Origin of the sequence: Cypionkella psychrotolerans, from assembly GCF_001294535.1 — a bacterium.
GTDB classification, from domain to species: domain Bacteria; phylum Pseudomonadota; class Alphaproteobacteria; order Rhodobacterales; family Rhodobacteraceae; genus Cypionkella; species Cypionkella psychrotolerans.
Genome location: NZ_LGIC01000088.1, coordinates 33722 through 47733 on the forward strand (window position 1 = coordinate 33722; position 14012 = coordinate 47733).

Sequence of the window (14012 nt, forward strand, 5' to 3'; positions counted from 1 at the left end):
CCCTGAGGTTATGGATGAAGCCGGGGTTATTTCCCGGTCAGTTTTTGGGCGAGAAGATAGCCAGATCCGGCCCCCAGACCCGCACCGGGCCAAACGGCGGCTCCGGTCAGGTGCAGGTTTCGGATCGGAGTGGAGCCGTCCGCAAACCCACGCACCGGGCGGAACAGAAAGTTCTGCGCAAGGTGGTGGCTGCCGCAAATCTGATCGCCGCCGACCAGATTGGGGTTGTCGGATTCAAGTTCGGTCGGCGGCACGACGCGCAGACCGAGGATTTTGGCCCGGGTGCCTGGGGCGTAGGTCTCCAGAATATCCAGCGCGCGTTGGGCGAAGGGTTCGGCGGCCTGCGGCCAATCCGTAGCGCTGATTTCGCCTTTGGCGTCACCTTTGATTGCGCCCGGTGCCATGCGGATTTGCAACCAAAGCGTGTGCTTGCCCTCAGGCGCGCGGCTTGGGTCAACGCTGGTGGGTTGGCCGACAACGATAATCGGCTCGTCCGGCAACAGGCCCGCTTTGGCCTGCTGATAGGTGCGCGCCATTTGATCAAGGCTGGGGGAAAGATGCACATAAGCGAATGATTTCAGATCATTGCCAGATTTCCAATCGGGTAAATCGGACAAAGCCAGATGGATCATCATCGTGCCGGGGGCGTGGGTGAAGGCGGTCAGGTTGGCGTCAAAATCGCTGGTGGTCCCGGTCAGACGTGGCAGGGCACGCGGCGCAACATTGGCGATCACGGCGCGGCGGGCGGTGATTTCGCGGCCATCCGCCAGCACGATTCCGGTGGCTTTGCCGTTGGTGTGCAGGATGCGGTTGACGGTTTGGTTGGTTTCAATATGCCCGCCGCGCGCGGTGATCGCGGCAACCAGCGCGCGGATGATCGTATCCGAGCCACCCTTGCCCAAAACCATGCCAAAAGCTTGGCCCGCCATGCCCTCCAAATAGGGAAACAGCGCGCCGCCCGCGACATCGGGGGCGAAATCGAGATGCATGCCCCATGCGCCGAGCATCGCCTGGACTTTGGGCGACTCAAAGGTCTGCGTCAGCCATTGGCGGGGCGATTGCAGCAGGAACCTGGTCACGTCCAGTGTGCCACCAAGGCCTTTGGTGCGGAGTGTTTTGAACACGAAATATGCAAGCGCATGTAATTTCATCCGTGCGCCAAGAAGGCCAAACAGATGTGGGGCTTCAGACGCGAAACCTTCCGTCAGCCGCGTCCAAGTGGCAGCATCCGCTTGCGACAGCTTTGCAATGCGGGCGCGGGTGGCGGCGGCATCGGTGGAGACGCCGCACCATGTGCCGTCGGGGAATACAGAGGAGAAGGGGCTGGCAACAGGCGCAAATTCCAACCCATGTTGTGCCAATTCCGCGCCATAGACCTTCATAAAGGGTGATCCGGCAAACAGAGACAGGTTCATCGCCGCCCAGTCATGCTGAAATCCCGGCAGCGTATAGGCGCCGGATTTCACCGCTCCGCCTGCAACTGCAGCCTGTTCAAACACGGCCACTTTCCAGCCGGAAGCGGACAGATGCAGGGCAGAGGCAAGGCTATTATGGCCCGCGCCGATGAAGACCGCGTCGTAGCGTTCGGACATATTTCGCTCCGGTTGACTTAAGGATATTTGCAAATGCATTTAATTCTGTCTAGTCTTATTCCGTAAGGCGGGACAGCCGCCGCAATCAGGGAGATAGCGATGAGTTCAGCTGATGTGTTGGCCGGTCTGGCCGGAATGCTCGCCTCGGGCGGGGTGGAAGTGGTCGATTGCACTGGGGTGCTGGGGCCGAACACGCCGCTGTTGAAGCTGCCGCCCGATTTCGCCAAGGACACGCCCGCGATCGAGATTCACCGGATTTCGGAATACGACGCCGATGGCCCGTTCTGGGCGTGGAACTGGTTGAAGGTTGGTGAACATTCCGGCACGCATTTTGATGCGCCGCACCATTGGATCACTGGCAAGGATTATGCTGACGGTTATACCGACACGTTGCCAGTGCAGCGCTTGGTTGCTCCCGTTAACGTTTTGGATTTTGCGGCGGAATGTGGGGCGAACCCGGATTTCCTGCTGACGATTGAACATGTGAAGGCGTGGGAAGCCAAGCATGGCGCGATTGGCGCGGGCGAATGGGTGGTTTTGCGCTCGGATTGGGACAAGCGCAGCCATGACGAAGCGCTGTTCCTGAACGCCAATGAAACCGGACCACACACGCCGGGGCCAACCGCTGAAGTGATTGAGTATCTGATTTCAAAGGGAATTGTCGGCTGGGGCAGCCAGTGCATCGGCACCGATGCGGGGCAGGCAGGCGGGATGACTCCACCGTTCCCGGCGCATAATCTGCTGCACAAGAACAACTGCTATGGTCTGGCGTCCTTGGCCAATCTGGACCGGCTGCCTGCCAAGGGGGCGATCCTGATTGCGGCACCGCTGAAGATTGAGAACGGCACTGGCTCGCCCATTCGGGCCTTGGCGCTGGTGGCGCGTTAAGCAATGGCCGCCGATCTGGGGAAATTCGATCACGTCATCATCGGCTCGGGCATCAACGGGCTGGTGGCGGCCAGCATGCTGGCGCTGAAGGGCGCGCGCGTGCTGGTGTTGGAGCGGGAAGACCGGATCGGCGGCTGTCTTTTGACCGAGGAAGTGACCCTGCTGGGGTTCCGCCACGACGTGATGGCGGCGACCTTTGTGTTGTTCATGACCTCGTCTGCGGGGGCTGCTTTGGGACCGCATCTGGCGCGGCATGGCTTTGAATATTGCCATTCGCCGCATCCAACGGCGGTGCTGCGACCGGATGGGACAGCGCTGGTTTTGACGATGGATGCGGCGAAGAATGTGCGTTCTTTCAATGCCTTGTCGGCGGGAGATGGCGATCAGCATGCGCGGGATGTTGGTGGCATTGCAGCCGATGCGCCGTTCCTGTTCGCGCTGTTGGGTGGGAATCTATGGTCTTGGGCCACAGCGAAACTGCTGTTTGGGCAGGTGAGAAAGCGCGGATTGCGCGGCCTTGCGGCCTGGATGGGGAGTGCTTTGACCCCGGCGCGGGGTTGGTTGCAGAGCAATTATCAAAGCCCGCTGGTGCAGGCGTTGTGGGCGCCTTGGGTGTTGCATTGTGGGTTAACGCCAGAGTCCACCTATTCGGCGCAGATGGGCAAAGTGATTGCTTTCGCGCTGGAAGCGGCGGGCGCGCCGATCTCGAAAGGCGGGGCGGGGCAGGCCGCTTTGGCGTTTCGGCGGTTGATTGAGGCGCATGGTGGGGTGATCCGTACGGGCACTGACGTTGAGAAAATCACCACGCACGATGGTCGGGTGACGGGGGTGCGGCTGGCAGGCGGCGAGGCGATTGCTTGCGCGTCTGTGCTGGCTTCGGTCGCGCCGGATCAGCTTTACGGGCGGTTTCTGGATGTGAACCTGCCGGAAGAACAGGCGGCGGTGCGGCAGTTCCGGCATGGGCGTGGCAACTTCCAGTTGCATTATGCACTGGATCGGCATCCTGAATGGTTAACGGCTGGCTTGGATGATGTGGCGCTGATCCATCTGGCGGATGGTGTGGATTCGGTGTCGAAATCCGCCAATGAGGCCGAGCGCGGGATGCTGCCCGCCACCCCCACGATCTGCGTAGGGCAACCGCATCGGTTGGATCCAAGCCGCTGTCCTGAAGGCAAGGCAATCTTGTGGTTGCAGATCCCCGATGCGCCACGCGTGATCAAGGGTGACGCAAGCGGTGAGATTGCAACGCAGGATTGGGAGGGCGCGCGGGAAGCGTTTGCGGACAGGATTGAAGTGATTTTATCACGCCATATCAAAGATTTCGACAAGATCAAACTGGCGCGGAAAGCCTATTCCCCCGCTGATTTGGAGAGGATGAATTGCAACCTTGTCGGCGGCGACCCCTATGGCGGGGCGTGCAGCATTGATCAGTTTTTCATCTGGCGGCCGTTTGCCCATTCGACGAATGGCACAGGCCCGGTGCGCGGGTTGATCCATATTGGTGCCTCGACCCATCCGGGGCCGGGCTTGGGTGGTGGCTCGGGATTTAACGCGGCAAAGAGGTTGGGCGCATGAACGATGAAACCCCCGCAGTGCCGCGTTTGGGTGAGATTGGCTTAACTAATTTCGCCCCCTATCTGATGAACCGCATCATGGGGCGCTACAACGCCAGCTTGCGCGATGAGATGGCCGATCTGGGGCTTTCCACGCCGAAGATGCGCGCGCTGGCGGTGCTTTCGGTGGTTGAAGGCCCGCTGATCCGGGAGCTCGCGATCTATACGGTGGTGGATCCCTCCACCCTCAGCCGCAGTTTGGACCAGTTGCAGGCGGATGGGCTGATCCGGCGGGAGATCGACAGTGCGGACAGCCGCGCGGTGCGGGTGTTCGTCACCGAGACAGGGCGCAGCACGTTTGAGTCGCTCTGGCCGCATATGGCGAAGGCGCAGGCGCGGATGTTCAGGGGAATCCCCGAGGCTGAACGGCAGGCCTTCACCGCTACCCTTCAGAAAATGCTGACAAATATCAGAAAGCACGAGATTTAGATGGCAGAGCGTTCGTTCAAAGCCGAAGTCGAAGACCTGCGTTTGGGCGCGGGCGAAACCTTCACCGGCGAGGGGATTTTGGCGCTGACCAAGGCGCTTTTGGAAAACGGCGTCGCCTATGTCGGCGGCTATCAGGGCGCGCCGATCTCGCATCTGATGGATGTTTTGGCCGATGCGCAGGATTTGTTGGGTGAACTCGGCGTGCGGTTTGAAGCCAATGCCAATGAAGCGGCGGCGGCGGCGATGCTGGCGGCGTCGGTGCATTATCCGATGCGCGGCGCGGTGACGTTCAAGGGTTCGGTCGGGGTGAATGTGGCCTCGGATGCTTTGGCGAATTTGGCGTCATCGGGGGTGACCGGCGGCGCTTTGGTGATTGTCGGCGAGGATTACGGCGAGGGTTCCAGCATTATGCAGGAGCGCACCCATGCTTTTGCGATGAAATCACAGTTTTGGCTGCTGGATCCGCGCCCGAACCTGCCCAGCATAGTGCAGGCGGTTTCCGACGGGTTTGAGCTGTCGGAAGTCAGCAATACGCCTGTCATGTTGATGGTCCGTATCCGGTCGTGCCACGTCACCGGATCGTTTCAAACCCGCGACAACCAGCGCCCGAAGCTGACGGTAAAAGACGCCTTGTCGAACCCACGCAGCGATTTCGCGCGGGTGGTTTTGCCGCCGATGTCTTTCGCGCATGAGCAGGATAAGGTGAAAAGCCGCTGGCCTGCGGCGGAGAAATTCATCCGTGAGCGGGGGCTGAATGAGGTGTTTGGTCCGAAATCCGACTTTGGCATCGTGGTGCAGGGCGGGATGTATAACGGGCTGATTCGGGCGTTGCAGCGGCTTGGCTTGGCGGATATTTACGGCGACAGCCAAGTGCCGATCTATGTGCTGAACGTGACTTACCCATTGATTTCCGGGGAGTTTCTGGAATTCTGTGCTGGCAAGGATAATGTGTTGGTGATCGAGGAGGGCCAGCCGGAGTTTATCGAAACCCAGCTGGGAAGCTTCCTCTATCGGGCGGAATCGGCGGTGAAATTGCACGGTAAAGGGCTGTTTCCTCTGGCCGGGGAATACACGGGCGCTGTGATGCTGGAGGCGGTGACGGGCTTTCTGAAAACTGCCGCCCCCGCGATGCTGGCAGCAGTCGTGCGCGCCCCAAATATCGACCGTCCCGCGATTCCTGACCTGTCAAAAACCGTGCCGATCCGTCCGCCGGGGTTCTGCACCGGTTGCCCGGAACGCCCGATCTTCTCGGCGATGAAGCTGGTGGAAAAGGAACTCGGCAAGCACCAGATTGCTGCCGATATTGGCTGCCATTTGTTCGCGAGCCTGCCACCGTTTGAGATTGGCGGGGCGACGATGGGCTATGGTCTTGGCCCTGCGGCGAATGCGGCCTTTGATGGCGGTGGCGAGCGGCGTCCGATTGCGATCATCGGCGACGGCGGGTTTTGGCACAACGGATTGAGCTCGTCGTTTACCAATATGGCGTTCAATAAATCCGATGGCGTGGCGATTGTGGTCGACAATTTCTACTCGGCGGCGACGGGCGGGCAGGATGTTATGTCCAGCCGCGCGGACAATGCGACCAAGGCGACGAAGAACCCGATTTCCAAGGCTTTGGCCGGCATCGGGATTGAGTGGGTCCGCCAGATTGACCACACTTATGACGTCAAAAAGATGCGCGATACGATCCGCGAGGCGCTGACCACAGATGCGCCGGGGCCGAAGGTGATCGTGGCCTCAAGCGAGTGTATGCTGAACAAACAGCGCCGCGAAAAGCCGCTGCGGGCGGCGGCGATCAAATCAGGCCGACGGGTGGAAAGCCCACGTTTTGGCATTGATGAGGCGGTGTGTACTGGCGATCACGCCTGTATCCGGCTGTCGGGCTGCCCGTCTTTGTCGTTGAAAAAGCTTGATGATCCGCTGCGTGATGATCCGGTGGCCTCGATTGACCAATCCTGCGTCGGCTGTGGCAACTGCGGTGAAGTGGCCGATGCGGCGGTACTGTGCCCCAGCTTTTATCGCGCCGATGTGGTGCATAATCCAAGCGCGTTTGAGCGGCGTTTGGCCGGATTTCGCGGCAGGATGATCGGCTGGCTGCAACGGCGACGCGATGCGAAACGCTTGGTATTCGGGGGGGCGGCATGAGTTTGCATCAGGCGATTCCAGCGGGCGGCAAGGGTATGGACGGCGTTATCAAACTTGCCCTTTTGGCGGTGGGCGGGCAGGGCGGCGGCGTACTGACGGGCTGGATCGAGGCGGTGGCGCGGGCAAATGGCTATGTCTGTCAGGCGACTTCGGTGGCTGGGGTGGCGCAGCGGACGGGCGCTACGGTTTACTATGTTGAGATGGCCCCCACTGGCCCGCGTGCGCCAGTGTTCTCGCTGATGCCAGCGGCGGGCGATGTCGATATCATGGTGACGGCCGAGATGATGGAGGCTGGCCGCTCGATCATGCGCGGCTTTGTGACCCCGGATCGCACGACTCTGATCACCTCGACGCATCGGGCCTTGGCGGTCTCGGAAAAGATGGTGCCGGGGGATGGCATTGCGTCGTCTGAAGAGGTGATTGCGGCGGCGGAAGTGGCAGCGCGCAGGTTTATCGCTGCGGATTTCGATGCATTGGCGATCGCGCAGGGCTCGGTGATTTCGGCGAGCCTGTTTGGCGCGCTGGCAGGGGCCGAGGTGCTGCCGTTCGCGCGTGAAGCGTTTGAGGCGGCGATCAAATCGGGGGGTAAGGGGGCCGAGGCGTCTTTGCGGGCGTTTGCGGCCGGCTATGCGGCGGCGCAGGGGCCGATTGCGATGCCGGTTGTTGCGGTGGCGATTGCGGCGGCTCCGATTGGGTCGGCGCGGTTGCTGGCGGCCTGGCAGGCACTGGTGGATCGGGCGGGGCGGATGCCAGAAGCGGTTGCCGAGATGGCGGTTTTGGGCCTGCGCAAAGTCGTGGAGTTTCAGGATCTCCCCTATGGCGCGGTCTACTTGGATCGGGTGGAGGCGGTACTGGCGCGGGACAGAAGCCCGTTTGAACTCTCAAAGCAGGCGGCGAAGTATATCGCCAATGCAATGGCCTATGATGATGTGATCCGGGTGGCTGACCTCAAAACTCGCGCCGGGCGGGCGGAGCGGATTGCGCTTGAGATGGGGGCGAAGGCTGGCAATGTGGTGCAGCTGACCGAGTTTCTGCATCCTCGGGCCGAGGAGATTGTCGGGCTGTTTCCTTCGAGACTTGGGGCGAAACTGGAGGCCAGTCCGGTTTGGATGGCGCGGCTGGATCGTTGGTTCAACAAGGGGCGCCGGATGCGGACGGATAGTCTGCGGGCCTATCTGATGCTGTATGTTTTGGGCGGGATGAAACGGCGGCGGTTGGGGTCGCTGCGGCACGCGCAGGAAGTGGCGCATCTGGAGCACTGGTTGGCGGTGGCTTTGGGGTATTTGCCTGTGAATTATGATCTCGCGGTCGAGGTGATCCGGTGTCGGCGGCTGGTGAAGGGCTATTCGGACACCCATGCGCGTGGGCTTTCCAAGTTTGATCGGGTTCTGGATGGTATCGCTTTGGTGGCGGGCAGACCCGATGCGGCGGATTGGGCGCGGCGGTTGCGGGAGGCGGCTTTGATGGATGAAGAGGGCAAGGCTTTGGATGGGGCTTTGGAGACGGTTCGGAGCTTTGTTTAAGGCGGTCCCAACTCGGGACCCTATTTAATTTATTAATTACAATGTGTTGATGGTGCGCGGTAAAGGGATTTTTAACCTTTGGGCGGCTGAAAGCTAGGGAGCCTCCGGCGGGAGTATTTTGAAAAGAGCAACTGATGGGGCAGTCCCTTGGAATTGCTCTTTCCTAAATACTCCCGCCGGAGGCTTCTGATTTTAAGGCGGCCAAGCACGCTCTCAGAATGAAATCATTTTTCAGAATGAAGGAATCTCGTGGCTTTCGGTGATTCTCTTGCTTGACTCCGGCATGGCATATGCGGAGCTCGCTGCGCTGCGGCTGGAAAATGCTGCGGATGCGCCCGCTGTCGCCGCGTTTAAGCTTCTGTGATTTCGCAACAGGTTAGCTTCACGGATCGCCCAAAATATCGGCAAAAACATCCCTCAAACTTCGTATTTTACATATAGTAATACTTTTGCTAGCCTTGTCTCAGGCCGGTGAGGGAAGACACCTGCCACAAAATCCTAGGGAGGGATCATGTCCATTATCAAAAAACTCGCGCTGGCCGCGGGTGTCAGCGCCCTATTGTCTTCGGCGGCCTATGCCGACCTGTCGGGCAAAGTGATCGGCTTTTCGCAGATTGGCTCGGAATCGGGCTGGCGGGCGGCGGAGACGTCGGTGACCAAATCCGAGGCTGAAAAGCTGGGGATTGATCTGAAATTCGCCGATGCGCAGCAGAAACAAGAGAACCAAATCAAGGCGATCCGGGGCTTTATCGCGCAGGGCGTTGCGGCGATTCTGGTGGCTCCGGTGGTCTCAACCGGCTGGGAAGAAGTGCTGACCGAGGCGAAGGAAGCCAATATTCCGGTCATCCTGCTCGACCGTGGTATTGATGCGCCGCAGGATCTGTATCTGACCTCGGTGGCGTCGGATCAGGTTAAGGAAGGTCATGTGGCGGGCGATTGGCTGGTGAAAACCGTCGCCGACAAAGACTGTAAAATCGTGGAACTTCAAGGCACTGTCGGCTCATCGCCTGCGATCAACCGCAAAAAAGGCTTCGAAGATGCGCTGGCGGGCCATGCGAACCTTTCGATCATCCGCAGCCAAACTGGCGATTTCACCCGCGCCAAAGGCAAGGAAGTGATGGAAGGTTTCCTGAAAGCCGAAGACGGCGGAAAGGGCATCTGCGCGGTTTATGCGCATAACGACGATATGGCAGTTGGGGCGATTCAGGCGATCAAAGACGCGGGCCTGAAGCCGGGGACCGATATTCTGGTGGTGTCGATCGACGGCGTGCCGGATATTTTCCAAGCGTTTGTGGCGGGCGAAGCCAATGCGACGGTCGAGCTGACGCCGAACATGGCGGGCCCGGCGTTTGCGGCGCTGGACGCTTATCTGACTGCGGGCACAGTGCCCGAGAAGTTCATCATCACCGAGTCGAAGCTGTATACGCCTGCGGATGATGCGCAGGGCGAATACGACCGCCGCAAAGGTCTGGGCTATTAAGCTGAGGTAAGCTGACAGCGTCGGCCGGAGCGATCTGGCCGGCGTTGCTTTATCTGGGCTTTCGCGCAGAGTGGGGGGCAGGGTTTTGAGGAGCAGGTCTATGGTGGAGGGCGCAGAGCCAGTCGTGCAAGCGCGCGGCATTGTGAAGATTTTCGGCCAGCATCGGGCTTTGGACGGCGTTGATTTTGAAGTGCGCCCCGGTGAGGTTCATGCACTGCTGGGTGAGAATGGCGCCGGAAAGTCTACACTTATCAAGATCTTGACCGGAGCCTATCAGCCGGATGGCGGCGAGGTTTTGCTGGAAGGCGCGCCTGTGCGGTTCTCGGACCCGCTGGATGCGCAGCGCCATGGCATCGGTACAGTATACCAAGAAGTGAACCTGTTGCCGAACCGGTCGGTGGCTGAAAATCTTTTTCTCGGCCATCAGCCGACGCGGTTTGGCATCGTGCAGCGTAAGGTGATTGAGGCGCGGGCGCGGGATTTGCTAGCGGGTTACGGTTTGGAAATCGACGTGAAGGCGGAACTCGGCAGCTATTCGGTGGCGGTGCAGCAAATCGTGGCGATTGCGCGGGCGGTGGAATTGTCGGGCAAGGTTCTGGTGCTGGATGAGCCGACCGCGAGCCTAGACCGCAATGAAGTGGCGAAAATGTTTGAGGTGGTCGGGCGTCTGAAGGCGCGCGGGCTTGGCATTATCTTCATCACGCATTTTCTCGATCAGGTGTTTGAGATTGCCGACCGGGTGACGATCCTGCGCAATGGCCGTCTGATCGGCACCAAAGTGCTGTCGGAGGTGACGGCGACGGATGTGGTGCGGATGATGCTGGGCAAGGATCTGGCGTTTGATCATGGCGGTGTCGGCGTGGCGGAAGCTATGCAAGGTCCGGTGCGGGTGGAGTTTAAGTCTTTGGGGCGGCAGGGAAAAGTGGCTCCTTTTAGCCTGGCTTTGCATGAGGGCGAGGTTGTTGGGGTGGCGGGATTGTTGGGGTCTGGCCGTACTGAGATGGCGCGGTTGATGTTTGGGGTGGACCCGGCGGATTGCGGCGAGATTTCGGTGGGCGGGCGGGTTGTGAATATCCGCAACCCGGCGCAAGCGGTGGCGGCGGGGTTCGGGTTTTGCCCGGAGGACCGCAAGCTGGATGGAATTTTCGGCGATTTGTCGGTGCGCGAGAATATCATTATCGCGTTGCAGGCGAAATTGGGCTGGTTCCGGGCGCTGAACCGCGATGAGCAGATCGAGATTGCCGGCAATTATGCCGAGGCGTTGGATATTCGGGCGGCAAACCATGAGATGCCGGTGAAGCTTTTGTCGGGAGGCAATCAGCAGAAAGTGATCCTTGCGCGCTGGCTGGCGATTGACCCGAATTTCCTGATATTGGACGAACCGACGCGGGGGATCGACGTGGGAGCCCATGCCGAAATTGTGCGCACAATCAATCGGTTGCGCGAAGAAGGGTTGGCTTTGCTGGTGATCTCATCCGAGTTGGACGAGGTGGTGGCCTATTCCAACCGCATCGTGGTGATGCGGGACCGCGAGATGGTGGCGGAACTCAGCGGCGCCGATATTGCGCCCTCGGTGATTGTGGCGGCGATTGCGGATAATCCTGGAGCCAAAGTTACGGCGGAGGTGGGGGCATGAGGCGGATCGACTGGCGGGGCGCGCTGCTGCGGCCGCAATTTATGGCGCTGGCGGCGGTGTTGGGGATCAACTGGCTGCTGTTTCCGGGGTTTTTCGACATCACTTTGCAGGATGGCCGGCTGTTTGGCAGCGTGATTGACGTGCTGAACCGCGGCGCTCCGGTGGCGATTTTGGCGATTGGCATGACGGCGGTGATCGCGACCAAGGGCGTTGATCTGTCGGTCGGTGCGGTGATGGCGATTGCAGGCGCAGTTGCGGCGGTGCTGGTGACGGGCGGGTCGTCGGCGATTGTGGCGGTGGGTGCTGCGCTATTGGTGGGGCTTTTGTGTGGGCTCTGGAACGGGATATTGGTGACCTATCTCGAAATCCAACCAATCATCGCGACGCTGGTGTTGATGGTGGCGGGGCGCGGATTGGCGCAGCTGGTGACGGAAGGGTCGATCGTGACATTCTCCGACCCCGTGCTGATTTTCATCGGCACGGGGTCGCTGTTCGGGATGCCGATGCCGATTGTGATCGCTGCGGTTTTGGCGATTGGGGCGACGCTGATCGTGCGCAAAACCGCGTTGGGATTGTTGATTGAGGCGGTGGGGGTGAACCGCTCGGCTGCCAGATTTTCGGGCATTTCCAGTGGCTTGCTGCTGGTGGTGGTCTATACGTTTGCCGGGTTTTGTGCGGCCACTTCGGGGCTGATCGTGGCGGGGGATATTCGCGGCGCGGATGCCAATAACGCCGGGTTGTGGCTGGAGTTGGATGCTATTTTGGCTGTGGTGATCGGCGGCACCTCGCTGCTGGGGGGGCGGTTTTCGATCCCGATGTCGGTGGTGGGGGCCTTGATCATTCAGGCGATGAACACCGGGATTTTGATTTCGGGCTTCTCGCCAGAGTTCAATCTGGTGGTGAAATCCGGCGTGATCATTCTGATTTTGGTGTTGCAAGCGCCGATGACCAGCCAATGGCTGCGCAAGCGCATGTCGGAAGGGAAAGCCCAATGAACCGCGCTTTACGGCCTTTGGTGGCCACAACGGCGATCTTTGCGCTGGCCTATCTTGCCGCCGTTATCCAGTTTCCGGCGATGCTGTCGACGCGGGTGCTGGGCAATTTCCTGACCGATAATGCCTTTCTGGGCATCGCGGCGGTGGGGATGACCTTTGTGATCATCTCGGGGGGGATTGACCTTTCTGTGGGTGCGGTGATTGGCTTCACCACGGTGCTGAATGCGGTGTTGATCATGTGGCTGGGGCTGCATCCGCTGTTGGCTTTTGCGATTTCGCTGATGGTGGCGGCGGCGTTTGGCGCGGTGATGGGGGCGGCTATTCACTATCTGAAGGTGCCGTCGTTTATCGTAACATTGGCGGGGATGTTTCTGGCGCGCGGCGGCGCATCCGTGCTTTCCTCCGACAGCATTGGCATCAAGCATGAGCTTTATACTACGATATCAAAAAGCTACATCCTGTTGCCCGGTGGCGGGCGGCTGACGGTGATCGGGATGATCATGCTGTTGGTGTTCGTATTCGGCATCATCTTGGCACATCGCACGCGGTTTGGCTCGTATGTCTACGCGCTTGGTGGGTCGGAGGTTTCGGCAGGATTGATGGGCGTTCCGGTCGCGCGCACTACGATTTTGATCTACACGTTGTCGGCAACTTTGGCGGGGCTCGCGGGGATTGTGTTCTCGCTCTACACCTCGGCGGGCTATTCGCTGTCGGCTTTGGGGGTGGAGTTGGACGCCATCGCGGCGGTGGTGATTGGGGGTACCTTGCTGACCGGGGGCTACGGGTTCATTGCGGGCACGTTTATAGGGGTGATGTTGCAGGGGTTGGTGCAAACCTACATTGTGTTCGACGGCAGCCTGTCGAGTTGGTGGACTAAAATCGTGATCGGCGGCTTGCTTTTCCTGTTCATTTTGTTGCAAAGGCTGGTGTTCTCGGCGGCATCTCCGCGCAGGAAAGTGTTTTGGAAAACCTAGCATGAGCGAACCCGGCAGCCTTGTCCGCGCGCTGTCTGGGCGGCAGGTGGCACGCAATTTTCATTCCTATGTGATCAGCGAAGTCGGCATCGGCATCGCTTCGGGGCGGCTTGCGGTGGGCTCGATCCTGCCGAATGATGCCGAAATGATGGACACCTACAACGTCTCGCGCACGGTTTTGCGTGAGGCGCTCAAGACGCTGGAGGCCAAGGGATTGGTCGAGGCGCGCGCCAAGGTCGGCACGCGGGTGCTGCCCCGCAGCCGGTGGAATCTTTATGATCGTCAAGTGCTTGGCTGGATTCAAGAGGCGGGGCCGGGGTTGGTTTTTCTGCAATCCTATGTCGAGTTGCGCGAGATGATTGAGATGCAAACCGCGCGATTGGCGGCGCAGAGGCGCTCTGCCGAGCAGGTGCGGATGCTTTTGTACTGGCTGAACCAGCGCAGCATGACGGCGGCCTTGGCCGAGCCTTTCGCGCTGGCGGAGTTTGAATTTCACCGGATGCTTTGTGAGGCGAGCCAGAATCCGTTTCTGCGCGCGGCCTCGGCTTTGGTGGAATTCGGCGTGGTGCAGGCGATTGCGCCGCAACTGCGGGCGGGGCTGGCAGATTTTGCTGTGGCAAAAGCGGCGATGTATCAGGCTTTGGCCGATGCGGTGGGGCTTGGCGCGGCCGACGCGGCAGGCGCGGCGATGGCGGATATTCTGGCGGTAGATCGGGTTTGGATTTTGGGGGCTTGAA

The 14012-nt window shown here is 60.1% G+C and carries 11 protein-coding genes; 10 read left to right on the forward strand and 1 reads right to left on the reverse strand.

What is annotated here, in order from left to right:
• Positions 1–26: 26 nt before the first annotated feature.
• On the reverse strand, positions 27–1592 hold the full coding sequence (locus tag AKV04_RS22760) for a phytoene desaturase family protein (protein WP_054008702.1): 1566 nt from the start codon (positions 1590–1592) through the stop codon (positions 27–29).
• A gap of 99 nt (positions 1593–1691) precedes the next feature.
• Here AKV04_RS22760 and AKV04_RS22765 point away from each other — a divergent pair, with 99 nt between their 5' ends.
• The 10 genes from AKV04_RS22765 to AKV04_RS22810 all read left to right on the forward strand — a co-directional run bounded on the left by AKV04_RS22765 (position 1692) and on the right by AKV04_RS22810 (position 14011).
• Positions 1692–2480, forward strand: coding sequence for a cyclase family protein (locus AKV04_RS22765; protein WP_054008703.1), 789 nt, complete (start codon positions 1692–1694; stop codon positions 2478–2480).
• 3 nt (positions 2481–2483) lie between these two features.
• Entirely contained in the window at positions 2484–4055 is a 1572-nt protein-coding gene (locus tag AKV04_RS22770; RefSeq protein ID WP_054008704.1) for a phytoene desaturase family protein, read from the forward strand.
• The gene (locus AKV04_RS22775; RefSeq protein WP_054008705.1) at positions 4052–4522 is read left to right on the forward strand and encodes a MarR family winged helix-turn-helix transcriptional regulator; all 471 of its coding nucleotides are present in this window, start codon (positions 4052–4054) and stop codon (positions 4520–4522) included. The genes AKV04_RS22770 and AKV04_RS22775 overlap by 4 nt, the downstream gene beginning before the upstream one ends.
• Entirely contained in the window at positions 4523–6667 is a 2145-nt protein-coding gene (locus tag AKV04_RS22780) for a thiamine pyrophosphate-dependent enzyme (RefSeq protein WP_054008706.1), read from the forward strand.
• Positions 6664–8190, forward strand: a complete 1527-nt coding sequence (locus AKV04_RS22785; RefSeq protein ID WP_054008707.1) for an indolepyruvate oxidoreductase subunit beta family protein — start codon at positions 6664–6666, stop codon at positions 8188–8190. The genes AKV04_RS22780 and AKV04_RS22785 overlap by 4 nt, the downstream gene beginning before the upstream one ends.
• 511 nt (positions 8191–8701) lie before the next feature.
• A complete protein-coding gene (gene ytfQ, locus AKV04_RS22790; protein WP_156317775.1) occupies positions 8702–9670 on the forward strand; it encodes a galactofuranose ABC transporter, galactofuranose-binding protein YtfQ in 969 nt (322 codons plus the stop codon).
• A 100-nt stretch (positions 9671–9770) separates the two neighbouring features.
• Positions 9771–11306, forward strand: coding sequence for a sugar ABC transporter ATP-binding protein (locus AKV04_RS22795; RefSeq protein ID WP_054008708.1), 1536 nt, complete (start codon positions 9771–9773; stop codon positions 11304–11306).
• Entirely contained in the window at positions 11303–12301 is a 999-nt protein-coding gene (locus AKV04_RS22800; protein ID WP_054008709.1) for an ABC transporter permease, read from the forward strand. Before AKV04_RS22795 ends, AKV04_RS22800 begins: the two co-directional genes overlap by 4 nt.
• Positions 12298–13275 (forward strand): galactofuranose ABC transporter, permease protein YjfF, encoded by a 978-nt coding sequence (gene yjfF, locus AKV04_RS22805; RefSeq protein WP_054008710.1) that lies wholly within the window; start codon positions 12298–12300, stop codon positions 13273–13275. The genes AKV04_RS22800 and yjfF overlap by 4 nt, the downstream gene beginning before the upstream one ends.
• Position 13276: 1 nt before the next feature.
• Positions 13277–14011 carry a FadR/GntR family transcriptional regulator gene (locus AKV04_RS22810; protein ID WP_054008711.1) on the forward strand — a complete coding sequence of 245 codons (735 nt, stop codon included), beginning with the start codon at positions 13277–13279 and terminating at the stop codon, positions 14009–14011.
• The last annotated feature ends 1 nt before the right edge of the window (position 14012 follow it).